This window comes from Paenibacillus alvei DSM 29, from assembly GCF_000293805.1.
Lineage (GTDB): Bacteria > Bacillota > Bacilli > Paenibacillales > Paenibacillaceae > Paenibacillus_B > Paenibacillus_B alvei.
The window spans coordinates 24157-49728 of the sequence record NZ_AMBZ01000005.1 but is presented as its reverse complement, the minus strand read 5'-3'; the positions used below and the strand labels follow the sequence as shown (position 1 = coordinate 49728).

Genomic DNA, 25572 nt, shown 5'->3' with positions numbered 1-25572 from the left:
TGAAACTTCATCGATACGAGTTAACTTAGGAGGTAGGCAAAATGGACGAACAAAAACGCAATTTATTTCGTGCATCCGACAAGGATTCTCATACATCTGAATTAGACGACAACGCTCGACAAGAGCGCGAGGGACGTCTGGACGAAGCTCAGGAGCATGGTGAGCACAATGAACGTTATTATTACGCCTACGGCCCTTATCAATCGGTAAAGCAAGAAGAGCCTTCGCGAACTACAACATCAATAGATCCGGCTGGCCGCATGAATGATGTGCAGGTTACACCGCCAAATCCGGTGAAGCCCCTGCCGTTCTCCAGTGTTACACAACAAGGATCGGCTCAAGCTAACGGTGTTGCCGCTCCGAATCGTGGAGATGGCGGAGGACAATCCGCTCCGCCGCAAGGTGGTTGGAACTTCAAGGAGTCAAAGCGCAAGGGTGGAACATCGTTTAAGGCTATGTTCGCCTCCTTCATGGCAGGGGCCTTAGTTATAACGGCACTTATGGTTACAGCTGACAAGGCGAATCTGTTCACGGGCGGCACCGCGCTTGCTGGTGAAGGAGCGGGAAGCAGCGCAGCGAATGCAGTCCAAACGAATGGTCCGGGAACTACGCTGCCTAACGGCTCGAACAGTGTGGCCGACGTATTTAAGAAGGCGAGTCCAGCTGTAGTGAAGATTGAAACATTTGCTACTACAAGCGGCCAGAGCGGGGGCAACAACCCATGGATGAACGATCCGTTCTTCCGCCAATTCTTTGGAGACAGCTACGGCAATGACAATTCCCGTCAAGATGTGAAGCCGAAGCTTCAGCCTCTTGGAATCGGTACAGGATTCATTTTCGATAAAGAGGGATATATTTTGACGAATCAGCACGTTATTGAAGGTGCGGAGACCATTCAAGTACAGGTTGAAGGGAGCAAGGAGCCGCTTAAGGCGGAATTGCTGGGGCAGAGCAAGGATTTGGACTTGGCTGTATTGAAAATTAAAAGCAATGGCGATCTTCCGACCGTTAGCCTTGGCAATTCCGATGCAACGCAAATTGGAGACTGGCTCGTTGCGATTGGCAACCCGTCCGGATTTGATCATACGGTAACCGTTGGTGTTCTGAGTGCGCGTGAACGCAAAATCAATGTTGACGATAACGGCAGCGCGCGTGAATACCAGCACTTGCTTCAGACGGATGCATCCATTAATCCAGGTAACTCTGGAGGACCGCTGTTGAATATGCAAGGTGAAGTTATCGGCATGAATGTGGCGGTAAGCCGTCAAGCGCAAGGAATTGGCTTTGCCATTCCATCCAATGTAATCAGCAAAGTTGTGGAAGACTTGAAGAACAAGCGCGAGATTCCAAAGGAGCCTCTTCCATTTATCGGCGCAACATTGATTACGATGACAGATGATATTGCAGATCGATTGGGTATGAATTTGATTAAAGGTTCTCTCGTAAGTGAAGTGTTGTTCGGCTCGCCTGCATATGAGGCAGACCTGCGTGCTTACGATATCATTACTGGCATGGATGGCGCTAAATTTACAACCAAGGAAGAGCTAATTGAGCAAATTAGTAAGAAAAAGGTTGGAGATACGGCTAAGCTTCAAGTTGTACGCAATGGCAAGTCCATTGATGTAAGTGTGAAGATTGGCGATAAGAATAAATTTGCAAAACAATTACAGCAATAAGGGGAAGGGAGTGCGTCTCGACATGAACAATGACACATGAAGGGCGCATCCCCTTAAAGTATAAGGATAGGAAGCACAGAATGGCTACGGCGATTACTGGCTTCCTTTTCGCTTTAATTGGAAGAATGGAAAATGATTTGCAATATTTGATGAAAATAGGAATTAGGAGTTGAGAATGATGCGATCGACGATATTGGTCATTGATGATGATGAGAAAATTACCTCGATGCTTCGAAGAGGGTTAGTATTTGAAGGCTTCGAGGTGCGAACGGCTTCGAATGGAGCAGAAGGACTTCGGGATATGATGCTGCATGAACCGGATATGGTTATTTTGGATGTTATGATGCCGGAAGTCGATGGTTGGGAAGTATGCCGTCGTATGCGTGAAGGCGGCAGCTCAGTGCCTGTACTTATGTTGACGGCTAAGGATGAAGTGCAGGATCGCGTGAAGGGATTGGATAATGGGGCGGATGATTACTTGGTGAAGCCCTTTGCGCTTGAAGAGCTTCTTGCGCGTGTACGTGCCTTGCTGAGGCGTCGCAGTGACAATGAGGGTGGATCGCATCGATTGACGTTCGAGGATGTTGTGCTCGACTTGCATACACGCGAGGTGCAGCGGGACGGCAAGGCAATCGAGCTGACAGCGAAGGAATTCGAATTGCTCCATCTGTTCATGCAAAATCCGAAGCGGGTGCTGCCGCGTGATATGATTATGGAGAAAATATGGGGATACGACTACAGCGGTGAATCCAATGTACTGGAAGTATACATTGCAATGCTTCGCCAGAAGACGGAAGAGCATGGAGGCAAACGCATCATACTAACGATTCGCGGGACGGGCTATGTATTGAGAGGGGACAGCTAAATCAATGTCGATTCGATTGCGGCTTACAGTTTGGTATTCAGCGTTGCTTGCCTTTACCTTGTTTTTGTTCGGCATCGCGATTTATACATTTGTCGATTACAACCTTTATCGGGATGTTAAGGCGCGTATTACGAATCAAATGGATCAATTGTACATCTACCCGACTATCGACTGGGAACGTTCACAGCTAAATTGGGATGTTCAGAAATCCAATCGGTTAAACAATGAAGAAGTGTTCTTCCAAACGATTAATTTCAGTTCAGGCAAGCTTATTCGTTCTGATAATTTGAAGTCGTTAGGTTTGAAGCTGCCGGTTCCGACGAATGTCAATCAGATTCAAGCAGGCATTCGCAAGGTTGAGGTGCAGTCGCTTCAATTTCTCGTATATGAACAGCCGATTAGATTAGAGAATAACGATTCAATTATCGGGGCGGTGCAAGTTGCTGCATATACCGGACATGAATCTAGATTTATGCGTGAATTGCGGAGCATTCTGATTGTGGCCTCCATGGTTACGGTGGTGCTGGCATTCTCGCTAGGGCTGTTCCTGGCGCAGAAATCACTTCGCCCGATTGGGAACATCATTAGAGCGACCGATCGGATTCAGAAAGGCGCGGATCTAAGCGTGAGAATTCCGCGTGTAGGGCCGCCGGATGATGAGATTGGCCAATTGACCGACAGGATTAACAGTATGCTTGGGCGCATGGAGGCTTTTTACAATGAGCTTGACGAAGCCTATCGGGCTCAGCGCAGATTCGTATCTGATGCCTCGCATGAGCTGCGTACACCGCTGACGACGATACGCGGAAATGTGGATCTGCTTGCAAAGATGTGGCTCCAGGAGGGAGGCTCTCTTGCCCTTACGGAAGCTGACAAGCAGCAGATGTCCATGGAGGCGCTGAGTGATATTTCTGATGAATCGCGCCGGATGAGCAGGCTCGTCAATGATATGCTGTCCTTGGCTCGTGCGGATGCGGGCTATGTGATGGAGAAGTCCATACTCGAATTGAAGCCGCTTGTGGAAGAGGTGGTGCGCAGGGCGCAGTTCCTGCCGCGCAAGGCAGAGTGGATACTTGGAGATATTTCGGCAATCGAGGATCGAGTGGTGTGGGGAAACAAAGATTATTTGCAGCAGATGCTGTTTATATTTATCGAAAATGCCTTTAAATACACGGATAGCGGATTTGTTCGTCTTGATGCTATTTTACAAGATGATCAGATTGGCTTGAAGGTGCAGGATACAGGCATGGGCATGAATCAGAAGGAAGTTCCGTATATTTTTGAACGATTCTATCGTGCAGACGTATCTCGCGGCGTGACTTCGGGTACAGGGCTCGGTCTGTCGATTGCAAAGTGGATTATTGATGAGCATCGCGGTTCTGTAGAAGTGGTTACGAAGCCTGGAGAAGGAACGACGTTCATCATTTGGCTGCCGCTTACCTCGGTCGACGCGAGTGAGGAAATTCCGGTATAATGGAGATGCCGGATGCTCGCAGCGGGTGTAGACACAGCTCTGCCAGCAAACGAAGCGATTGGAAGGGAAGCAGGTGTACTTGTGGAAGTAAAGAAAATAACACCGCGCGGTTATTGCTATGGCGTTGTTGATGCAATGGTCATTGCGCAGCAAACAGCACGCAATTTGGATTTGCCGCGGCCTATTTATATATTGGGCATGATTGTGCATAACAGTCATGTGACAAACGCATTTGAGGATGAAGGAATTATTACGCTTGATGGCCCGAACCGGATGGAAATACTGGATCAGGTGGAATCTGGGACAATTATCTTCACGGCACATGGCGTGTCGCCAGAAGTTCGACGCAAGGCTCGCGAGAAGGGGCTTACTACGGTCGACGCTACTTGTCCGGATGTAACGCGTACTCATGATTTAATTCGAGAGAAGACGGCCGACGGCTACGAGGTTATTTACATCGGGAAGAAAGGGCATCCGGAGCCTGAAGGGGCGATAGGTGTCGCACCGGACAAGGTACACTTGATCGAACGAGAAGAAGAAGTTCCGACGCTTCAATTGGCGACAGACAAAATTATTATTACGAATCAGACGACGATGAGCCAGTGGGATATTAAGCATATTATGAATCGGCTGGTTGAGAAATTCCCGACGGCCGAAATCCATAACGAAATTTGTATGGCGACACAGGTTCGGCAAGCTGCAGTTGCTGAACAAGCGGGAGAATGCGATCTCGTTATCGTCGTCGGCGACCCTCGCAGCAATAACTCGAATCGTCTTGCTCAGGTGTCGGAGGAGATTGGCGGAACGAAGGCATACCGCATTGGCGATCTGTCCGAGCTGGATGTGGAATGGCTGCGTGGCGTTAAGAAGATCGGTGTAACCTCCGGCGCTTCGACGCCGACGCCAATTACGAAGGAAGTCATTGCGTATTTGGAGCAGTTCGACGAGGCGAACCCGGAAACATGGGAGAAGAAGCGTACCGTGAATATGAAGAAGCTGCTTCCTCCTGTTCGAACGAAGTCAAAATCGTAAAGATGAAACAAAGGGACTAGCTGGTACGTAGAAATATAGAAGAACAGGGGCTCAGTGAATCCCGTTGCAGAAGCGGGCTTCGATCCAAAGTAATGTAACTTCATATCATAAAGTCTGCATGTGTAACATGTAATGGCAAATGAGCACGGCTCCCTCAAAGGAACTTACATGCTAAGTATTCCTTTGGGGGAGTTTTTTATGTCTGGAATTGCTAGAAGTCTGTCGCAAAATGGATTATGGAGATTGTTATGCATAGGGGGACATGCCCATATTCGCACGAAGAAAGGTTTCGCAATCTGACGAAATATATCGAGCAATCCCCGGAGAAGCCGTGAAAGGTTAGCAGTTTTTCTGGGGGTTATTTTTTGTACAAAGTAATTTTTAGTTTATGTCACAAACAAAAGTTTTATGTTGTTAAGTAGGTAAAGTGGAAATTAGCTCTGCGATATGAAAAACAGAGAGGAGAACTATCAATATGAAGACGACAATGAAAATGACGATTGCGACGCTTAGTGGAATTTTATTTATAAGTTCCGTGCATTTTACGGCTTTGGCTGCGCCGTCTCTTGCTCCAAGCGAAATGATGATGAAGATAGCGGCTGCTAATAAGAAGAATGAAAGTAAGGCGGAGAAGCTAGAAAAAGAAGAAACTGCTAAAATTGACAAGTTGCTGGCTAAAAATCCAGAGGATCTGTATGCGGTATATGTCAGTAATGAATTAACGAAAACAAAAGGAATAGAGGTGTTCTTCAAGGGCAATGTTTGGCCAAAATATGACAGTTATAAGGACTATCTTAAGAAGGCGTCTACTTTAAAAGACGGCGTGCTGCAGCAACCGGCAGATCTGCCGGAAGGATATGAATTTGTAAAGGCAGCAATGAAGGGACCAAATAGCGGGGAGTATTTTGCTGAAATGAAGGCTGAAGCTAAAAAGCTTGGAAAGCAGGTTTACTCCAAAAAGATTAACTGGGTGCACGCGAGAGGAATCGAACTAGAGTATGCGAATGGGGAGCATAAACTAATATTAGGCTATATGCGTCTGGATCCTAATGAGGTTGTAAATCAAAAAGGCTACGTCTATCAGACTGCTGAGGAGTTAAGTAAGAAAAATAAAGTGTATGAGAAAGACCCCAAAAATATGCTCATTTGGTTTGAAAAAGGAAAACAATTCAAGATTGAAACGGATCCGGGAAACCCCTTAACAAAAGAAGACCTGATCAAGCTTGCAAAGACAATGGTCAAAAAATAAAAAAGATTTCATTTTACGGTGAATAACAGTAGTTACTTTGATATAAACGACCCTCAGGGAAGACGTAGAGAGAATGTCTTAATCTGAGGGTTGTTTTTGTTTCATGGACTACTGAAAATGATGTCACAAATGGCATACTGAAAATTGTTATATAAATAGATACTATTCCACGTTAAAACAAGAAGGGAGTAATTTGAAATGAAAATGACGATGAAAATAGCAATCGCAACAATAAGCGGGATTTTATTAATCGGTTCGATGAATCTCGCAGCAGAGGCAGCATCTTCTCGTTCGATAAGCGATATTACGCTGAAGACGGCAGCAGCTAAACCAAAGACCATGACTGAAGGTGAAAAGCTGGAGAAAGCAGAACAGGATAGGATTACCAAATTGCTTGAAAAAAATCCGGATGATACCTATATTGTGTATGTAAGTAAAGAATTGACAAAAGTCAAAGGCAGTGTGGAAGTCTACATGATGGGCAACACCAGGCCGAAATTTAATAAATATGAAGACTATCTGAAGAAAGCAGCCAGTTTGAAGGAGGCAACGCTGCAACAACCTGCTAACTTGCCTAAGGGATATGTCTTCTCCGAGGCAGAGATGATAGGACCATACAGCACAGATTATTCTGCGCAATTGAAAGCAGAAGCGAAAAAATTAAAAAACAGATTTACTCTAAAAAGCTTAACTGGACAATCACAAATGAAACCAAATTAGAATTCAAAAATGGAGACAATTTTATCAAAATAAGCAGTAGGAAGCCTGATGCGGTGGATAAGAAAAATTTTAGTCAAGAGTATACCTATACAAGCGCGGAAAAAATGAAAAAAGATAATCCATATGTAGACGAGAAATATCTAGTAAATTCGTTGGTTTGGATCCAACACGGCAAGTTGCTTTCCGTTCATACGAATCCAAAGAATCCAATGACGAAGGAAGATATGATCAAGTTGGCAAAAACGATGGTCAAAAAGTAAGAAGCCTCCTGTTATTGATACGAAACGTAAGATAGTCCGATATTGAACACCCTCAGGGAAGACGTGGATCAGCATGTCTAACCTGGGGGTATTTGCGTTTCTTCGATTGAAAGTCATGTCACAAATCAAATGGTTGAAATTGTTATATAAATGGTAGATATTACATACTAATACAGGAAAGGTGCGATTTTATATGAATACGAAGATGAAAATAGCAATTGCTTCACTATGCAGCATTCTATTGTTCGGATCCATGCACCTCATGTCAGGCACAGCGTCAGATCATGCTATAAGCGGCATCAACTTGAAGACAGCAGCAACGAAACCAATGGCTGCAAGTGAAGGCGAGAAGTTGGAGCAAGCAGAGAAGGCTAAACTTGACAAACTGTTGGAAAAAAATCCGTGTGATATGTATCTAATATACAGCAGTTTTCAGCCAAAGGGATTTGAGGTTTTTGGTTATGGCAACTTTAATCCACGATATGAGAGATACGAGGACTATGAGAAGTTATTGCGTGTTATAAAAGAGCCGGCTCCACAGAAGCCTGCTGACCTGTCGAAGAGCTATACGTACGACGGGGTTATTGTTGTAGGGCCGTATACAAATGAGTATGCGGCAGCCGTAATGTCTGAGGCTAAAAAGCTCGGTAAAAAGGTGTATTCAAAGAAGCTTGAGTGGAAGGATACGAATATGATCCAGTTACGTTTCGTAAACGGAAAGGATTATATACAGTTCTCGAGTTATCGGATTGAAGAAATGGATAAGAAAGAAAAAGGATTTGCCTACAAAATTGCTGCGGATGTGAAAAAGGAAAATCCAAAACTTGATTCAAAATTTATTAGTAACACATTAAGTTGGTATGAACAGGGTAAAGGGTTCTCGATTTCAACCAATCCTGAGAATCCGCTGACAAAGGAAGACCTGATCAAGCTTGCAAAGACGATGGTTAAGAAATAAATACATTTTCTGTTGATTACAAATACAGTATTTCCACCTCATCAAATATGTCTAAAAAAGAGAATCGAAATTTTGAAAGCAGCGGTAAAAAATAATAGGTTGAACAATTAGCTTAGGTTTTGTAAATTAGGCCCACGCAGTCCTTGGAACGGGATTGCATGGGTTCTTTTTATTGATTATCATTCCTGCAGCAACAGCAACTAACCCGTTCTGTACAAAAGAGGTTGACATTATAAAAGTACAATTATAGCATGAGTATAACTACATGCGTGGTCTTGAGTGATTGAGTTTGGAGGTTTCTTGAATGAATAAAATACCGCCTATTACGGATGCTGAGCTGGAGATTATGCGCGTATTGTGGGCGCGTCCGGATTGTCCTTCCAGTGAGGTTGTAAATCAAATGACGGATTTGATGGAGTGGAGCCCGAATACGACTCGGACGCTCCTGAGCCGATTGGTTCAGAAAGAAGCGGCCGGAGCAAAGCTGGAGAAGGGGTCGAAACGAAACTATCTGTATTACCCACTCATCAGCGAGCAGGAGTATCTGCAATCCGAAACCAAATCCTTTATGAAAAAGTTGTATGGCGGAGCTTTAAAGCCGATGCTGGCCAACTTTTTACAGGATAAAAAGCTAAATGCGCAGGAAATTGAGGATCTAAAATCGTTATTTGATGAGAACCGTGATGACGATAAAGCAAAAAAGAATAACACGTATAATCTATAATGGTCTACATCCCTCGGAGAAGACGGCGATAACGTCAGTCTTATTTCGAGGGATTTTTTAGATTTATAACATAAAAAAGTCGATCCGTGTCACAAATCTCGTTTTTCAATTGTTCATATAGATGAAAATAGAACTTCCATAAGAAAAAAGTACAAAGTGAGGTAAATAGTCTTTATGAAAATGACGTCGAAACTAGCAATTGCAGCAATATGCGGAATGCTAATGTTCAGTTGTATGAACAATGCCGCGGAGGCTGCGCCAGCCAAAAGCGAAATAGACTATACCGTGAGAGACCCTTCGGGAGAGCCAAAGGTTCTTGAAGATGAGTTGGCAAGACTAAATAAATTGATTGAGAAAAATCCAGGCGAGTCTTATGGCATATTTATTGACAATGAAAAGACAAAAAGCCAGGGTTCGGATGTTATCTTCACCGGGCATGTCGCACCTTCCTATGAAACCTATGAGGATTATTTGAAGAAGGCTGCTGATTTAAAAGGAGTCATATTAGTAGAGCCTACAAATCTGCCAGAAGGATATTCCTTTGCAAAAGCAGAACTTTTATGTCCATTCAGTCCGCAATTCAAGAACGATTTGCGAGAAGAGGCCAAGCAGAAAGGTGCAGCTGTGTTGTCGAAGAAATATGAGTGGACAGAAGCTGGTCAACTTGTTTTGGAATATAAGAATGGTGAAGATAAGTTGCTTTTGGAATATATTGCACGGGATTCGAAAGCATCCTCTGCCCAGAAAGGGTATCATTATCAAACTGCTGATGAGAAAAGGCAAAAGTTAAAACCAGAATTTCGGAATAGCCCGCAGCAAAACACACTTCTATGGACGGAACAAGGCAGGCAATTTCGGATTATAACCAACGAAGGAAATACTTTGACGAAGGCAGACTTGATCAAACTTGCGGAAACGATGGTCAGAATTAATAGATGAGGCTGAAAGAGAGGAGAATATATTTATGAAAATGACATCCAAACTAGCAATTGCAGCGGTGTGCGGTATGCTGCTATTCAGCTCCGTGAACTTTACAGTGGAGGCAGCGGCTAAAAAAAGCGCAATTGATTATACAATGAAAGGCGCTACGGGAGAATCAAAGGTCTTGGAGGAAGAGCTGGCAAGATTGGATAAAGAGGTACAAAAAAACGGCGGTACTTATTGCGTATTCGTAGATAACAAAAAGACGAAGTCCAAAGGGCCGGAGGTGTTCTGGTATGGGAATGTAAAGCAACAATTTCAAAATTATGACGACTATATGAAGAAAGTCGCTGGATTAAAGGGAGCAGCATTGCAGCGACCGACAGACCTGCCGGAAGAGTACGCCTTTGTTGAGGCAGGATTTCTGCCTTATTTGGATCAGAATTTTAAGGCAAATTTGAGGGCAGAGGCGCAAAAATCAGGAAAAGTGGTGCTTTCGAAAAAATATAATTGGAATAAATCAGAATCGATGACGCTCAAATTTGCAAATGATAAAAATTATGTGAAGTTGAACTTTTATGATATGGGAACGAAGCATGCGACGAACAAGAAAGAATACACTTATTACCCTGCGAAAAAAGGCAGTGGCAATAAAGCGGGAGAGAACCAACTAATTTGGGTCGACAAAGCGTTGAGCTGCAATATTTATACGAACGCTGATAACCCGATGACGAAGGAAGACTTAATTACACTTGCGGAATCGATGATTGTCAGAAAATAATCAAGAATGAAGGAGGAAATGTGGAAATGAGTACATATAAACAATCATTATTGAAGAAGATGATAGCGGTAACGTGTTTGACGGCTGTATTGGGCACAGGAGCAGGAGCGGCTAGCGTTGATTTGCCTGCCGCAAGTGCAGCGGCATCTGGATCAAGTGTGTTTCAGAAGTGGGGAGGCCCTGGGTTAAAGGCAGCCAGCAAAAAAGGCTTGACGACAGTGAAAGATGCTAAGGCAACAAAAGACGGAGTTACATTAAGCGTGCCTGAGCTTATGTTCGACGGTCTTCGCTTGGTTATGGTGTTGAAGTCCGAAGGCGAAGAAAACCCGCTATTTGCTAGTAAGAGCTATCTGGTAAACGGACAGCCGCTTCAGGTGGACAAGCTATCGATGATGGCTAGTTCGGTTCCTGTGGAAAAAGGAAAAGAGAATAATATGTGCATGATTGAGTTTACAAATGCCATCGATCCGAAAACGGGAGAGCCTATTCTTCCGAATGAATTTGAGTTGACGATTAATGCGAAATTTGAGGCAGCGGAGGTGTCTCTTGTCATTCCAGTGAAAAACATCTCCAAACGGGATATAAACATACAGCCGAATACAAAGAAAAGTACGCAGAAATTCAATTACGAGGTAACAAGTTTGCGAATGACTGACGCAACAACATTGCTGCAAATTCACAGCAAGGGAGAAATTCCAAGCAGCAGCACGAAGCGACCGAATGGGTATCATCAATCCAAAATGTATTATGAAATCGTAGACGATAAAGGTAAAGTATTGGAGCAATCCATGCTGAGCATATACGCAAAAAAACCAGAGAAGGAATATAACGAAAAAATATTGTATGCTCCATCGGCTTCTGCGACAAAATTTATTATTGTGAAGCCATATACTCTTTTTGTCAATAAGAACGGGATGCCTTTGGAGGATAAAAAACGAAACATGATAAAGGATTACCATAAAGCGCTAGAAATAAAGATTCCGGTTACCTCATAAGACGTGAAATAATAATTTAGGGATGAGAAGAAGTCGTGCGTTATGCAGGGCTTCTTTTGTTATTTTTCTGAAAATTATTGTAACAAAGGGTTGACGATCAGTGGTTTGTTCTGTATAGTTTCTTTAATAGTTAAAAGCATAAAAGCTTATATGTATTAAAGTATTAAAATATTAAAGTGAAATGAAAAGTGTCGTAGGTAAACGCATTTCTGCTTTAAGGGGTTAACTGGCACTGCGCATAGAAAGGGTGTACAATCATGATTGTTATTGTAAATAATGAGGCATCTGAAGAACAGATTACAAATATAGCCAGCATCATTGAAGGGCAAGGCAATCAGGTTCATATATCCCGCGGCACTGCTCATACTGTGATCGGGATTATTGGACATGCGGAGCCGAAGCTGGCAGAACATCTTAGACAAATGAAGGGCGTAGAGAACGTGGTTAAAATTACGAAATCATACAAGTTGGCAAGCCGTGACTTCCACCCGGAGGATACGGTAATTGAAATACGCGGCGTGAAAATCGGCGGCGGCAATTTGGTAGTTATGGGAGGGCCGTGTGCGGTTGAATCGCCTGCTCAAATTAATGAGATTGCGCGATTAGTGAAGGCGGCAGGCGGGCAAATTCTGCGTGGGGGAGCGTTCAAGCCGCGTACTGGGCCATACAGCTTCCAAGGCATTGGCGTAGAAGGGCTTGAGATGATGAAGGAAGCGGGCGAGAAGCACGGCCTTCTTACCATTACAGAAGTGATGACGCCAGAGTATGTGGATATTTGTGCGGAGCATGCGGATATTTTGCAGGTAGGCACACGGAATATGCAGAACTTTGATCTGCTGCGCAAGCTTGGAGAGTGCGGCAAGCCGGTGCTGCTTAAGCGGGGCTTCAGCGCAACCTATGACGAGTGGCTTAATGCCGCGGAATATATATTGGCTGGCGGCAATCCGAATGTCATGCTGTGTGAGCGCGGTATCCGCACATTTGAGACGTATACACGGAACACGTTTGATTTAACAGCTATTCCGGTTATGAAGCAGCTTAGTCATTTGCCGGTCATTGCGGATCCGAGCCATGCGACAGGACGACGCGAGCTGGTAGAGACGATGTCGAAGGCGTCTGTGGCTGCCGGTGCGGATGGTCTTATTATTGAAATGCATACCGATCCAGACAATTCGATGACAGGCGATGGGGTGCAGTCTCTCTTCCCGGATCAATTCGCTGGCCTGCTGCGTGAATTGGAGCAGCTTGCTCCATTGTGCGGCAAGTCGTTTGATACGAAGAAAATGGAGCAATCCTTTTTTCATACATGGGAAAAATAAGTGCAGTGTGATGTGCTGAACTGATCTCATTAATATAGAACTGGTTTCCTTAGCGGGAGACCAGTTCTTTTTTGTTTCCTGATACCTTTGATTGTGTAAATGCAGCTTCGCTGCTTCTTTGCTCCACTCTCCCCTTGGCTCAGTCCTTCCGTTAAAGCAAGGTAGCAAGGGTGAGCGGGTAGTTTGATGTAGATTGTACGGAAAACGGAAAAAAGATGAAATTTTGTACATGAATATTAGGATTGGAAAAGGTGTGGAATCTACAGTTTGAGCTATTTATATGTTTAATAGTGCAAAATATATATTGGATATGTTATGTACCATTCTGATCACTATCGATATAAATATGGCCATGCCAACAGTGTGATTCAAGAAAATGAAGGACTGAAATAAGTAGGAATGAATGATAACGACAAAAACGGAACTGGAAAACCTGATTTAATGTAAACATACCTAACATGAAATAAAAAATACCTTACATCAGTATTGACGAAGGAGTATCCTCCTACATATAATGATTTCAACAAATAATACAAATTGAACATTAAGATGAGAATAAATATGAAATGTTCGGATTGGGGAGGAATCGAGATGTCAGTCAATACCGTATTGGAGTTAATGAAAGAGAAGCAAATTGAGTATGTGGATTTTCGCTTTATTGATCTGTTAGGTCGTGCGCATCATATCAGCTTGCCTGCATCCGAAGTGGATGAGAGCACGTTCGAGAACGGCGTTGCGTTTGACGGCTCCTCGATTACTGGTTTCCGTGGAATTGAAGAATCTGATATGGTCATGATGCCGGATACGGAGAGCAGCTATGTCGATCCATTTACAGCACGTCCGACGCTCATTATCATGTGCAACATCTTCACGCCTGACGGCGAGCGTTATGAGCGTGATCCACGAAGCATTGCACAGAAGGCGGAAGAGTATCTGGCAACGACAGGAGTAGGCACGGATGCATACTTTGCGCCAGAATCTGAATTTTTCATCTTCGATGATGTTCGTTATGAGAATACAATGAATAGTTCTTCCTTCTTCGTCGATTCCGAAGAGGCTTCTTGGAACACGAACCGCAAGGAAGAGGGCGGAAACCTTGGCTTCAAGATTCATACAAAAGGTGGATATGTGCCTGTAGCGCCAATCGATACACAACAAGACTTGCGCAGTGAAATGTGCAGCCTGTTGCAAGAGGCAGGACTTCGCATTGAACGTCACCACCATGAAGTTGCGACGGCAGGGCAAGGGGAAATCAACTTCCGCTTTGATTCACTGACACGTACTGCAGATAACCTGATGAAGTATAAATATATCGTACACAACACGGCACGCCGCTTCGGCAAAGTAGCGACCTTCATGCCGAAGCCGCTGTTCGGGGATAACGGAAGCGGGATGCATGTGCATCAATCGATCTTTAACGGTGATACACCGCTATTCTATGAAAAGGGCGGCTATGCGAACTTGAGTGAAATGGCGCTGCATTATATCGGCGGAATTTTGCACCATGCGCCAGCACTTATCGCATTGACGAATCCGAGCACAAACTCCTTTAAGCGACTCGTGCCGGGATATGAAGCGCCTGTAAATCTCGTATTCTCGAAAGGCAATCGTTCTGCGGCTGTACGTATTCCGGTAGCGGCGGTTACACCGAAGGGCTGTCGGATTGAGTTCCGTACGCCGGATTCTACGGCGAATCCATACCTTGCCTTCGCTGCGATGCTGATGGCGGGGCTCGATGGAATCAAGCGTAAGCTGGATCCTACAGAGCTTGGTTATGGGCCGTATGACCGCAATATTTACGAACTGTCGGATACGGAGAAACGTGAGATTCGCAGCGTTCCAGCGACGATGGAAGAATCGCTTGATGCGCTTGAAGCTGACTATGAATTCTTGCTTGAAGGCGGCGTATTTACAAAGGCATTTATCGAAAATTATTTGCATATCAAACGCAAGGAAGCCAAGTCTGTAGCGATCCGTATCCATCCGCAAGAATACAGCCTCTATTTTGATTGCTAATATTCATATTCCTATATTCATCTTCATCACCCTCGTGTCCCTAGTGGATACGGGGGTTTCGTTTTGGAATCATCTAGAAACATCTGCTTATTTTCTTTATGTTGTCCCTGACTCTGCAATTTTTATTTGACGGCACGGGGCACTTGAAGGTATCATGTTACTGAAATTACTTAAACGTTTAAGTTAACAACAACCAATAGATGGGGGGGAGAACGTGTCTAAACGCTTCTTCATTTCAATGTTGATGCTCTCATTGTGCATCATGATGCTGCTCTCGGCTTGCGGCGTACAGCATGCGATCTCAACATCTTCGGAAGCTGGAGGGAAGAATGCACATCAGGGAGAAGGACAAGCTGGATTGCAGCCGGAGAAGGGGGCTCATTTGCTCGTATGGGAATCGAAGGGGCCTGAACTGGATTTTTTGAAAGCGGTCGCAGAAGATTTCGAACAGGAATATGGGATTGGTGTAAAAGTAGTGGCGGTTCCGTCAATCGACGCTGTCACGAAGCTGACGACGGATGGACCTGCTGGAATCGGGGCTGATGTGTTCTCCGCGCCGCATGATCATTTGGGGAATGCAGTCATGGCAGGACTCGTGCTGCAAAATGATGTATACGACGAGCAAATGAAACATCAAATTATGGATTCCGCCCTAGAGGGTGTCAGCTATGATGGGGTGTTCTACGGTTTTCCAACCGCGATTGATACGTATGCGCTGTACTACAATAAAAACTGCTGAATAAAGCTCCTGCCACTTATCAAGAGCTCATTCGGTTCGCTGAAACGTATAACGATCCAAAAAACAAACAGTACGCCTTTATGTGGAATGTAGGTCAGTTATATCAGTCTTACTCGTTTCTGGCAGGCTACGGGGGATACATATTTGGCAACGGAGGGAAGGATGCTGACGATATTGGCTTGAGCAATGCGGAATCGATCGCCGGAGCCGAGTTCTTTCGATCGCTGAACAAAATACTGCCTGTCAATAGCAACGATATGAACGACAATATCATTACCGGATTTTTCATGGAAGGGAAAACAGCTGCTATTATAGGCGGGCCTTGGCTTATGACGGACGTGAAGAGCGCGGGAATCGATTTCGGAGTGGCTCCGCTTCCCCTGCTGCCTAACGGAGAACATCCTCAAAGCATGTCCGGCATCCGGGCGCTGTATGTCAGTTCCTATACCGAATATCCGGTTGCAGCGAAGCTGTTCGCGCGTTATGCGACCTCTCGCAAAAATCTCGTCAAGCGATATGAAATGACAACACAACTGCCGCCGAGACAAGACATGATGGAGGAGCCGATCATCAAGGGGAACGCGAATGCACTTGCATTCCTAGAACAAACGAAGCATTCTGCTCCAATGCCGTCCATCCCGGAAATGGGCAACGTTTGGGTACCGGCAGGTGCTGCTCTTGCTGCAATATGGAATGACAATCAACAACCGGGAGATGTCTTAAAGAAGGCAGTCGAGCAGATCAAAACAGCGATCCAGACAAAAAAATAGCTACATCCTGAATCACATCGTGATCAAAATCAGACTTTGTGAACTACATCTAAAAAATCGACGAAGGCGGTCTTCCGAATGGAACTGACAACAGATGCCCGTCGGCATCGGACGAAAGCGGCTGTATTCTCCGCTGTATGTATCGGGTTAGGCCAGCTGTACAACAAGCAGTATATGAAGGGCTTGCTGTGGATGATCGCGGCACAGTTGTTCTTTTGGAACTACTATCCGATTGCTTATCGAGGAATAAGAGGATTGATAACGTTAGGCGACGCGCCTACGAAGGTGGTTGCCGGGCAAGTGACCAAAGGCGATCATTCTATTTTCATGATGATTGAAGGACTTATTATATTGGTGCTCATTCTCTTGTTCGCCGGGTGCTATGTCCTGAATATTTATGATGCAAAGAAAAACGGGGCGCTGCGGGATGAAGGTTGGCCTGCTCCGGGGTTCATCGAATCCATCAAGCAGACGAAGCTTCGGCGCTTCCCATATTTGCTTCTGTTGCCTTCCATCTGCTTTGTGCTGTTCGTAACGGTAGTGCCGCTCATCTTCAATGTGCTGATTGCCTTCACGAACTATTCGGCTCCGAACCATATTCCCGACCGGAACTTAGTAGATTGGACGGGGCTCAGCTCGTTTTATGACTTATTTGCACAAGAGGCGTGGCGCAACACCTTCTTCGGCATTTCGGTGTGGAACGTCATCTGGGCTGCGGCCTCTACGGTGTCCGTCTTTTTTAGCGGGCTGTTGCTAGCATTGATGGTGAACCATCCAAAAGTGAAATTCAAAAAATTTTGGCGTACGATGTTCATTTTGCCGTGGGCGGTTCCGCAATTCATATCGATTCTGGTATTCAGGGTGCTGCTAAACGGTTCGTTCGGGCCCGTGAACGATATGATCACCAAGCTCGGCTTCGAGCCAGTACCTTGGTTGTCTGATCCGACGATGGCCAAGTTTACGATTCTGCTTGTGAACTTGTGGTTCTCCACTCCGTTCCTGATGGCATTGATGTCAGGGGTATTAACGACCATGCCGCGGGATTTGTACGAAGCTGCTGCTGTTGATGGAGCAACGGGAACGCAGAGATTCGTCAAGCTGACGCTTCCGTTGGTGCTGGCGGCGACGGCACCAATTTTAATCATGCAATTTGCTTTTAACTTCAATAACTTCAATTTAATCTATATGCTAACGGACGGCAATCCGAACCAGCCTGATTATTATTACGCGGGCAGCACGGATATTTTAATCTCTTGGATATTCAAGATGACGTTGAATCAAAGCCAGTTCAATATGGCCTCTGCCGTCTCGATCATTATGTTCGTCTTTATCACCGTATTCTCCTTATGGAACTATCGGCGGATGAAGATAACTCAAGAAGAGGATATGGTCTAAATGTCTAAATTGCTGAACAACTTGGTCGTGGCGGGCATTTACGCGGTGTTTGCCGTGCTGCTCCTAACGACGGTATATCCGTTGATTTGGGTGATCGGAACATCGCTTAACCCAGGAAATTCCTTAATGGTAAGCCGAATGTTTCCTGATCAGCCCACGCTCGCACATTATACAGAACTGATTCGGAATACGGATTTCGTGCTATGGTTTTCGAACACCGTCACGATCGCTCTTGCGAATGCGGCATTGTCAACGACATTGGTGGCAGCGACAGCCTACGCATTTTCCCGTTTTCGATTCAAAGGCAGAAAGCAAGGGCTAATGACATTGCTCATTCTTCAAATGTTTCCGGGCTTTCTGTCCATCATGGCGATCTTCGTGCTGCTGATGCAGACGAAGCTGCTCGATACGCATTTGGGTCTCATTCTCATCTATGCGGGCGGTTCTATCTCGATGGGGACATGGGTCATGAAGGGGCATTTCGATACCATTCCCAAAAGCCTGGAGGAAGCGGCCTATATCGATGGCGCAGGCCCTTTGGAGACAATGTTCAAAATCATATTACCGCTGTCTTTGCCCGCAATTACGTTTGTTGCATTGAACAGCTTCATTACGCCATTCATGGATTTTATCCTGCCGCAAATCGTGCTTCGATCATCTGAGAAGATGACGCTGGCGCAAGGCTTGTACAACATGGTAGCGAACGAGACCAATTCAAGCTTTACGACCTTTGCTGCCGGCGCCGTTCTTGTAGCGCTGCCGATTACGCTCCTGTATATGTATTTCCAGAAGTATCTCATTCACGGCATGACGGCAGGTGCGGACAAAGGCTAACGACTAATAAGGATACATCCTGAATACTCTTCGTGATCAAAAGCGACAAAAAGGAGTTTGTTATGTTACTGGAAGCGATCTACCACAGACCTGGAAATTCATATTGCTATTCATACGATAACGACACGATCCATATCCGGCTGCGCGCGAAGAAAGGCGATCTTCGATCAGTCACTGCGTTGTATGGCGATAAATACGATTGGGACAAGACCGTAAAGGAAGCTGCCATGTTCATCATGGGCAGCGACGAGATGTTCGATTATTGGCATGTGGAGGTAGCTCCTCCGCACAAGCGGCTCCGTTATGCCTTCGAATTAGCTGCGGGCGAGCAGACGTTATGGTATACGGAAAAGGGATTCGTTGCCGAAAAGCCAGCGGATCCACTGACGTTTTTCGACTATCCTTTCTTATGGTCAAGCGAGGTGCTGCAGCCGCCGTCGTGGGTGAAGGATGCCGTATTCTATCAGATTTTCCCTGATCGGTTTGCTAACGGGAACCCTGACAATGATCCTGAACAGGTACGGCCGTGGACAGCCGACGATCCGGGTCAGCAAGATTTTTACGGCGGTGACCTTCAGGGCGTACTGGATCGTTTGGATTACATTAGTGAGCTTGGCGTTAATGCGATTTACTTTACCCCACTGTTCGAGGCAAAGACGAATCATAAATACGACACGACGGATTATTTGAAGGTGGATCCGCAGTTTGGCGATGTGGTTCTGTTGAAGAAGCTGGTGAAGGCCTGTCACGACCGCGGGATTCGGGTTATCTTGGATGCGGTATTCAATCATTGCGGCTATTGGTTCGCTCCGTTCCAAGACGTCGTGAAGCATGGGGAAGCATCACGATTTCGAGACTGGTTCCATATTGAGCGATTTCCGCTCGTGCGCGAGCCGAGAGCCTCTTACCGCTGCTTCGCCTTTGAATCCCATATGCCGAAGCTGAATACAGTCAATCCTGAAGTTAAAGCCTACTTGCTTGAAGTCGCTCAATATTGGATTCGGGAATGTGATATCGATGGCTGGAGATTGGATGTTGCGAATGAGATCGACCATGATTTCTGGCGGGAGTTTCGCAAAACATGCAAAGGATTGAAGCCGGACTTTTATATTTTGGGTGAGATATGGCATGATGCGATGCCTTGGCTGCGCGGTGATCAGTTTGACGCGGTTATGAATTATCCGGCTACGGAGGCCATTCTTGATTTCTTTGCAAAAGGGGTAATCGATGCAAAACAGTTCTCTTATCAAGTGAACAGGTTGTTGGCTGACTATCCCCAGCAAGTGGGTGAAGCTACCTTCACGATATTGGGCAGCCATGATACGCCGCGTTTGTTAACAATGGCTCAAGATGAACGCAAGATGAAGCTTGCGGCGCTGTTCCAGTTCGCCTTTCTTGGCGCACCATGCATATATTATGGAGACGAAGTGGGCATGACGGGCGGGCCGGATCCGGATTGCCGGAAACCAATGGTATGGGAAGAGGAGAAGCAGAATAGCGGATTGCTGCATTTTTATCGGAAACTGATCGCTTTGCGTACCGCCCATCCTGCGTTGCGACAAGGTTCATTCCGATTCGTTTATGCATCCGGAGATCACTTGGTCATCCGAAGACAGCGCGCTGGCGAGCAGATGTATATTTGCTTCAATAATAGTGAGCAGGCAGGAGCCTTCACCTTTGCGTTTGAACAGGAAGATACGCTGCCATTATCCCCTTCTATGATCGGATCCGGAACATTTGTATTAGAGAATGACAACGTTACGATTAGCTTGCCTGCGTATGGCTGGATGGTATTGATGGCTGAATCAAGTTAAAGAGAAGCTGCTGCTAGATATGGGTTACGGGAGATTAGGGCTAAATTGACACCATTTGGGCGGTATGCTTTAATTGGCTTAAACGTTTAAGTCTAAACCAAGTGAGGTCGGATAAGATGAAGAAAACAACGATAAAAGATATCGCCCAAGCAGCGGGTGTATCCATTGCTACTGTGTCCTATATATTGAATGACGTTAAGAATCAATCCATTTCGAATGAGACGCGCGTCAAGGTGTTAAAAATCGCGCAGCAGCTCAAATACGTGCCGAACCGTACTGCCCGGTCTTTAAAAGTAAAGAAGTCGGGCTTGATTGGAATTCTGGTATTCAAGGACGATCAACAAAGCTTTGGGTCAAATTTGAAGTACGCCAAAACGATAAGCAAAATCGAACAGCAGTGCAGTGCGCTCGGCTATCATGTTATTTATATGCAAATCGACGATACGGAGCCGTCATACAAGGTTATTATGGAACGGAATTTGGACGGCGTATTTTTAATCAATGTGGATCAGGAGCGATTTGCGACGATTACGCCCTACTTTGGCTTCGGTATTCCCGTGTTTGTCGTGGACAGTTATATTGAAGACTCGCTTTTTCATAAAATTATGCCTGATGTGGAAGCGGGCTTTCAACGATCCCGTGATTTGCTGAATGAAGCTCCGCAATTTCTGATCATGGATCGCTATAACAATAACCAATGGTCGGATGTCATCAAGCGGGCATCGGGTTTGCCGGAAGAACGGATTCATATATATGAACACTGCCAGGGGATGGAGTCTTTTTTAGCCAAGTTCGATGGTCAACCGGGCATCGTATTGAACGAATTTATTGCCAACGAAGCTTCCAAAGTTCATCCCAACTTGATTGCATGGTGCACCTGCCATTGTCCCGAAATTCTCGGCCAAGATACGGAGAGAGTCACCTTCGACTTGAGTAGATACGATTCATTTGTAGGCGTTATGAACAGCTTTATTGATGATGTGGAGTATGAGCACGAGGAGAAGTTCTTGAAATTGCCAGTCTCCTCGTAGATCAATATATGTGCGAGTTCAAAAGGGCCGCTTTTCAGCACCGAGAAGGTTGCAAGAACTCGAAGAAGGAAGAACGGAGTGTAGGCAGGACTACATGAGTACTGGACTTCGAGAGTGAAAGCAAGATTCGATGCCGAATGGCTTCTTATGTTGCTTCGTGATCAAAAGCGGGTTTTTTGAACAACCTCTATAAGGAGAAATGCGTAGTGGATTCATCACGTCTTATTCAGATCGACGAGTTTTATTCGAGGATCTTATCTAATCGAAGAAAAGTATTTATTTACTTGCCTCCGAGCTATCGAGTGAACGAACAGAAGCGGTATCCCGTGCTCTATTTGCATGATGGGCAGCATGCATTTTTTGCGGATCAGAAGGGAGACTCCTGGGACGTCCATCTTACGGTTGATCGTCTTGTCGCCGAAGGCAGGATGAAGGAAATCATCGTGGTTGCCATTTCCCATATCGAAGATGCACGGATTGCGGAGTACATGCATGCCAATCCGGATGGGCATAACCTATTCAACACAGCGAATCAAGGTGAGCGGTATGAGCAGTTTCTCGTAGAGGAAGTGAAGCCTTATATCGATCGAGAATACCGGACACTTCCAGGCAAGGAGCATACGGCCTTGATGGGGTCATCCGCTGGTGGCTTGGTGTCCTACAATATCGGATTTCGCCAATCCGATACATTCGGCATGATTGGGGCATTATGTCCGTTCGTCGTCAGCGTAAATCCAGATACGATGGAGGATCGCTGGCTAAGTCATATCTATACGGAAAAGAAGGATCTCAAGATCTGGATGGATGTCGGTGATGCAGAGGGCTTCACCGTTATGGAGAAGCATGTGCGGGAGGTCGTAGACACGCTCGTTCGCATCGGGTATGAGCCGGGGAATGATCTGATGTACTACTATGCCGTCGGTTCCGGACACGCGCAGAAGGATTGGGCCGCAAGGGTTCATGCACCGCTCCTTTATTTCTTCGGAGATATCGGCATGCCTGTACATGTTGAACTGCATGGTTCCCGCGTAGTAGGGATTCAGGGGCCGACGCAGAGGTTCAATGCGGTCGTTCATTACGATAGCGGCTTTGTCATGACGGATTTGAACGCTCGGTACGAAGTGTCCGATCCTTGCATCCTAGAGGTAACCGTGGATGGAACACTCACTCCGAAGCGGTCGGGCAAGACGCGCGTCATCTATCATCATGATGAGCTCACAGCGCATGCAGAGATTACAGTTATTCCGCATCTTTCGGAGACAGCTACAGTTACGTTGGTCGTAAAGGTACCCGAAAATACGCCGCCTACCGAAAGGCTGTATGCAGGGATCGAACTGCCGATGATCGATGAAGGGCAATATGGAGGCACGTTCGAGGTGCCACGGGATATGGCGTTCGAGTTCCGGATTTCCCGTGGCTTGGGCAAACATGAAACGGATCGTTACGGTCAAGAAGTGCCGTATCGCAAATTTACGGTTATCGATGGTTTGGAGCTGCATTACGAAGTCGAGAATTGGATCGATATAATGGCGGAAAGGGTGGAGAAGCGATGAGCACGAAGTACGGATCAAGCATCCTGCGCATTGAAACATTTCACTCGGAATATCTGAATAACGATAGAGAGCTGTTCATTTATCTTCCTCCAAGCTACCAACAAGACCTGAACAAGCGCTATCCGGTCTTATACATGCATGACGGTCAAAATATTTTCCATCCGGCCTTCAACGGCTATTCATGGAACGTGCACGCTGCCGCCGATAAGCTGATTGCCGAACAGCGTATGAAAGAAATCATCATTGTCGGCATTCCGAATATGGGGATGGAGCGGGCAAATGAGTTCACGCATGACTTGGAGGGCGTTCGTTATCAAGACGACAAGTTTGCGGTCGAACCAAGAGGCCACCAGTATGAGCAATTCCTTATTGATGAGGTTAAGCCTTATATAGATGCCTTGTTCCGCACGCAATCGGAGCCAGAGCATACGGCCTTGATGGGCTCGTCAAGGGGCGGGCAGGTGACGTACCATATTGGGCTGCGGCGTCCCGACGTGTTCAGCATGCTGGGGATTATCTCTCCTTACTTGTATTGCGTTTATCCCGACACCTTGGAAGAAGTGCCCTTGTACCATACCTTTACCACGAAGCAGTCCATTAAGAAAATATGGATCGATCTCGGCAGCCGTGAAGGGCTGCTGGTCATGGAAAAGCATGTGCGCGAGGCAGCAGAACAATTGCTTAGCATAGGCTACAAAGCCGATGATGAGCTTGTCTACCTCTATGAGCCCGGAGCGGCGCATGTGGAGAAGGACTGGGCAGCCAGAGTGTCTGCGCCGCTTCTTCACTTCTTCGGCAAGCGCGACAAGGCTTGCTCTCTTACGCTGCATGGCGATCAGGAGGTTGGGATCACAGGGCCACCGTGCCGGCTGAATCCGATTATCGAGTTCGATTCCGGCTTCAAGATGTCAGCGCTTCGTGCTGCGTACCGCGTAGAGGATGAGCATATCGCGCAGGTTCGGGACGATGGCACGGTCTTTCCTCGTCACCCGGGCATTACGGAAGTAACGGTGCAATTCGAGGGATGGGAAGCCTCGATGCCTCTCCGAATCGTGGAGGAGCTCCGTACGCATGTTAATTTGGAGATCATTGTTTATGTTCCGCCTAATACGCCGCAGGATCTCAAGCTGTACGCTTGGTTCCCGTTGACGTACGATCCAAACAAGGATTTATATGCAACACGCCTGCGCATCCCGTTGCATACAGATTGGCTGTTCCAAGTGAGTCGAGAAGACGGAATCGTCGAAGTTGATGGAGCGGGGGCTCGCGTCGAACGTAGCTATAAGGCAGAGCAGGACAAAACCTTAGAGATACATGTTGAGAGATGGAGCGGGCAATAAGGATCATCGGATGGAAGCATGATGTGAATGAACGTAATAATGAGTGATACACGAATCGGGATCGGAAGAAGAAAGAGACGAGAGGAACGATACAGCATGAAGAAATGGAAAACAGGCTTCCTATGCGGCGCTATCTTGTTCACGGGAATCGCATTCGGTACTTCGGCGATAATAGCCAATGCTGAGAAGCATGGTCTTGATGAGGAAGGAAAGAAACTGTCGACCAACAAGCCTGTATCGATAGTTGATCATCTTCCAGTGCGAGAGCTGTCCGGAGAAATGGGCGGTCGAACGATCATGGTGACGCCGATGGATAAAGATATCTCTAAGAATGCAAGTGCAGACGTTATCGATCATGGCGACATGACGAAGGACGAGAATCGCAATTATACGAAGCCGGGAGTGAATTCTAGCAGCAGTGACAAGAAGATAGGCAAGCTGCCTGTAACCCATACCGTGAATGATGTAGAGGTTACGGTTCATTCGATTCGGGTTACGGAAAAGGCTACGGACTTCGAAGTGACGATTACAAACAATTCGGATAAAGACAAGGTTACACTTGATATGCAAAAAGTAATAACCAAAGCGAACATCGGTGTTAAAGGGAGAACTGCAGAAGCGGTCGAGATTGCATCGGATAATCCGGACTTTGCGAGCAAAACAATTCGTCCGAAGAAGGAGTTGCATGGCTGGATTCGCAATCAAGGCTTGAAGGATCGCGATATTATCAATTTGAAGTTCGCCCTATCCGTAAAAGGAGCCAAAGAGACAAGAGCGTATTCGTTCCTTATTGATTGCACGAAGCTGAAGTTCCGTACCCTATAATCGGTGCGGTGACTGATGCTGAAGTGAACAAGGCGTGTGTGAGAAGAGATTTCTCATTCACGCCTTTTTGCTTATGTTTTTGCTATACTCCGTCCGTGTACACACTAAGCACGATGAAAACATCCCAATGTGTTATTTTCTTACGCTCTGCTGCTTTTGAACCGTGTGAATGCCGATGACGACGCAGGGCTTCATTAGAGATATAATCGAATACAAAGATGTTTTTCAATTCGTATTATCTCTCCTTATAATAGCCGATCCTTTCGTTTGTCTTGAATGAT

24 protein-coding genes are annotated in these 25572 nt (G+C 45.9%); 23 read left to right on the top strand and 1 reads right to left on the bottom strand.

Annotated features, from left to right (window positions below):
* Window positions 1-41: 41 nt before the first annotated feature.
* The 23 genes from PAV_RS17120 to PAV_RS17020 all read left to right on the top strand — a co-directional run bounded on the left by PAV_RS17120 (window position 42) and on the right by PAV_RS17020 (window position 25291).
* Window positions 42-1676, top strand: coding sequence for a S1C family serine protease (locus PAV_RS17120; protein ID WP_005548450.1), 1635 nt, complete (start codon window positions 42-44; stop codon window positions 1674-1676).
* A 178-nt stretch (window positions 1677-1854) separates the two neighbouring features.
* On the top strand, window positions 1855-2541 hold the full coding sequence (locus PAV_RS17115) for a response regulator transcription factor (RefSeq protein ID WP_040736178.1): 687 nt from the start codon (window positions 1855-1857) through the stop codon (window positions 2539-2541).
* Between the two features lie 4 nt (window positions 2542-2545).
* Entirely contained in the window at window positions 2546-4015 is a 1470-nt protein-coding gene (locus PAV_RS17110) for a sensor histidine kinase (RefSeq protein ID WP_005548446.1), read from the top strand.
* A gap of 81 nt (window positions 4016-4096) precedes the next feature.
* On the top strand, window positions 4097-5047 hold the full coding sequence (locus PAV_RS17105) for a 4-hydroxy-3-methylbut-2-enyl diphosphate reductase (RefSeq protein ID WP_040736176.1): 951 nt from the start codon (window positions 4097-4099) through the stop codon (window positions 5045-5047).
* Between the two features lie 475 nt (window positions 5048-5522).
* The gene (locus PAV_RS17100; protein ID WP_005548442.1) at window positions 5523-6296 is read left to right on the top strand and encodes a hypothetical protein; all 774 of its coding nucleotides are present in this window, start codon (window positions 5523-5525) and stop codon (window positions 6294-6296) included.
* 198 nt (window positions 6297-6494) lie between these two features.
* Window positions 6495-7016 carry a hypothetical protein gene (locus PAV_RS17095; RefSeq protein WP_005548440.1) on the top strand — a complete coding sequence of 174 codons (522 nt, stop codon included), beginning with the start codon at window positions 6495-6497 and terminating at the stop codon, window positions 7014-7016.
* Window positions 7017-7069: 53 nt separating this feature from the next.
* Complete coding sequence (locus PAV_RS36255; protein ID WP_005548438.1) at window positions 7070-7276, top strand: hypothetical protein; 207 nt, start codon at window positions 7070-7072, stop codon at window positions 7274-7276.
* A 193-nt stretch (window positions 7277-7469) separates the two neighbouring features.
* Window positions 7470-8234, top strand: a complete 765-nt coding sequence (locus tag PAV_RS17090; protein ID WP_005548436.1) for a hypothetical protein — start codon at window positions 7470-7472, stop codon at window positions 8232-8234.
* 304 nt (window positions 8235-8538) lie between these two features.
* Complete coding sequence (locus tag PAV_RS17085; protein WP_005548433.1) at window positions 8539-8958, top strand: BlaI/MecI/CopY family transcriptional regulator; 420 nt, start codon at window positions 8539-8541, stop codon at window positions 8956-8958.
* Between the two features lie 174 nt (window positions 8959-9132).
* On the top strand, window positions 9133-9897 hold the full coding sequence (locus PAV_RS17080; protein WP_005548430.1) for a hypothetical protein: 765 nt from the start codon (window positions 9133-9135) through the stop codon (window positions 9895-9897).
* Window positions 9898-9922: 25 nt separating this feature from the next.
* Window positions 9923-10660, top strand: coding sequence for a hypothetical protein (locus tag PAV_RS17075; RefSeq protein ID WP_005548428.1), 738 nt, complete (start codon window positions 9923-9925; stop codon window positions 10658-10660).
* A 26-nt stretch (window positions 10661-10686) separates the two neighbouring features.
* Complete coding sequence (locus tag PAV_RS17070) at window positions 10687-11655, top strand: DUF4179 domain-containing protein (RefSeq protein WP_005548426.1); 969 nt, start codon at window positions 10687-10689, stop codon at window positions 11653-11655.
* A 257-nt stretch (window positions 11656-11912) separates the two neighbouring features.
* Window positions 11913-12974, top strand: a complete 1062-nt coding sequence (aroF, locus tag PAV_RS17065) for a 3-deoxy-7-phosphoheptulonate synthase (RefSeq protein WP_005548423.1) — start codon at window positions 11913-11915, stop codon at window positions 12972-12974.
* A 591-nt stretch (window positions 12975-13565) separates the two neighbouring features.
* On the top strand, window positions 13566-14990 hold the full coding sequence (gene glnA / locus PAV_RS17060) for a type I glutamate--ammonia ligase (RefSeq protein WP_005548421.1): 1425 nt from the start codon (window positions 13566-13568) through the stop codon (window positions 14988-14990).
* A 214-nt stretch (window positions 14991-15204) separates the two neighbouring features.
* Window positions 15205-15729, top strand: a complete 525-nt coding sequence (locus PAV_RS36915; protein ID WP_005548419.1) for a sugar ABC transporter substrate-binding protein — start codon at window positions 15205-15207, stop codon at window positions 15727-15729.
* Complete coding sequence (locus tag PAV_RS36910; RefSeq protein WP_338010909.1) at window positions 15723-16499, top strand: extracellular solute-binding protein; 777 nt, start codon at window positions 15723-15725, stop codon at window positions 16497-16499. The genes PAV_RS36915 and PAV_RS36910 overlap by 7 nt, the downstream gene beginning before the upstream one ends.
* A 78-nt stretch (window positions 16500-16577) precedes the next feature.
* On the top strand, window positions 16578-17894 hold the full coding sequence (locus PAV_RS34230; RefSeq protein WP_005548416.1) for a sugar ABC transporter permease: 1317 nt from the start codon (window positions 16578-16580) through the stop codon (window positions 17892-17894).
* Window positions 17895-18728, top strand: coding sequence for a sugar ABC transporter permease (locus tag PAV_RS34225; protein WP_005548414.1), 834 nt, complete (start codon window positions 17895-17897; stop codon window positions 18726-18728). It abuts the gene before it with no gap.
* Between the two features lie 62 nt (window positions 18729-18790).
* Window positions 18791-20542 (top strand): glycoside hydrolase family 13 protein, encoded by a 1752-nt coding sequence (locus PAV_RS17040; protein WP_005548413.1) that lies wholly within the window; start codon window positions 18791-18793, stop codon window positions 20540-20542.
* A 116-nt stretch (window positions 20543-20658) separates the two neighbouring features.
* Window positions 20659-21573 carry a LacI family DNA-binding transcriptional regulator gene (locus PAV_RS17035; protein WP_005548411.1) on the top strand — a complete coding sequence of 305 codons (915 nt, stop codon included), beginning with the start codon at window positions 20659-20661 and terminating at the stop codon, window positions 21571-21573.
* Between the two features lie 206 nt (window positions 21574-21779).
* On the top strand, window positions 21780-23126 hold the full coding sequence (locus PAV_RS17030) for an alpha/beta hydrolase (RefSeq protein ID WP_005548409.1): 1347 nt from the start codon (window positions 21780-21782) through the stop codon (window positions 23124-23126).
* The gene (locus PAV_RS17025; protein ID WP_005548408.1) at window positions 23123-24466 is read left to right on the top strand and encodes an alpha/beta hydrolase; all 1344 of its coding nucleotides are present in this window, start codon (window positions 23123-23125) and stop codon (window positions 24464-24466) included. Before PAV_RS17030 ends, PAV_RS17025 begins: the two co-directional genes overlap by 4 nt.
* A gap of 27 nt (window positions 24467-24493) precedes the next feature.
* Window positions 24494-25291 carry a hypothetical protein gene (locus PAV_RS17020; RefSeq protein WP_238555849.1) on the top strand — a complete coding sequence of 266 codons (798 nt, stop codon included), beginning with the start codon at window positions 24494-24496 and terminating at the stop codon, window positions 25289-25291.
* A gap of 82 nt (window positions 25292-25373) precedes the next feature.
* On the opposite strand, the gene PAV_RS34740 is transcribed toward PAV_RS17020, so the two are convergent.
* Window positions 25374-25520, bottom strand: a complete 147-nt coding sequence (locus PAV_RS34740) for a hypothetical protein (RefSeq protein WP_005548405.1) — start codon at window positions 25518-25520, stop codon at window positions 25374-25376.
* Between the last annotated feature and the right edge of the window lie 52 nt (window positions 25521-25572).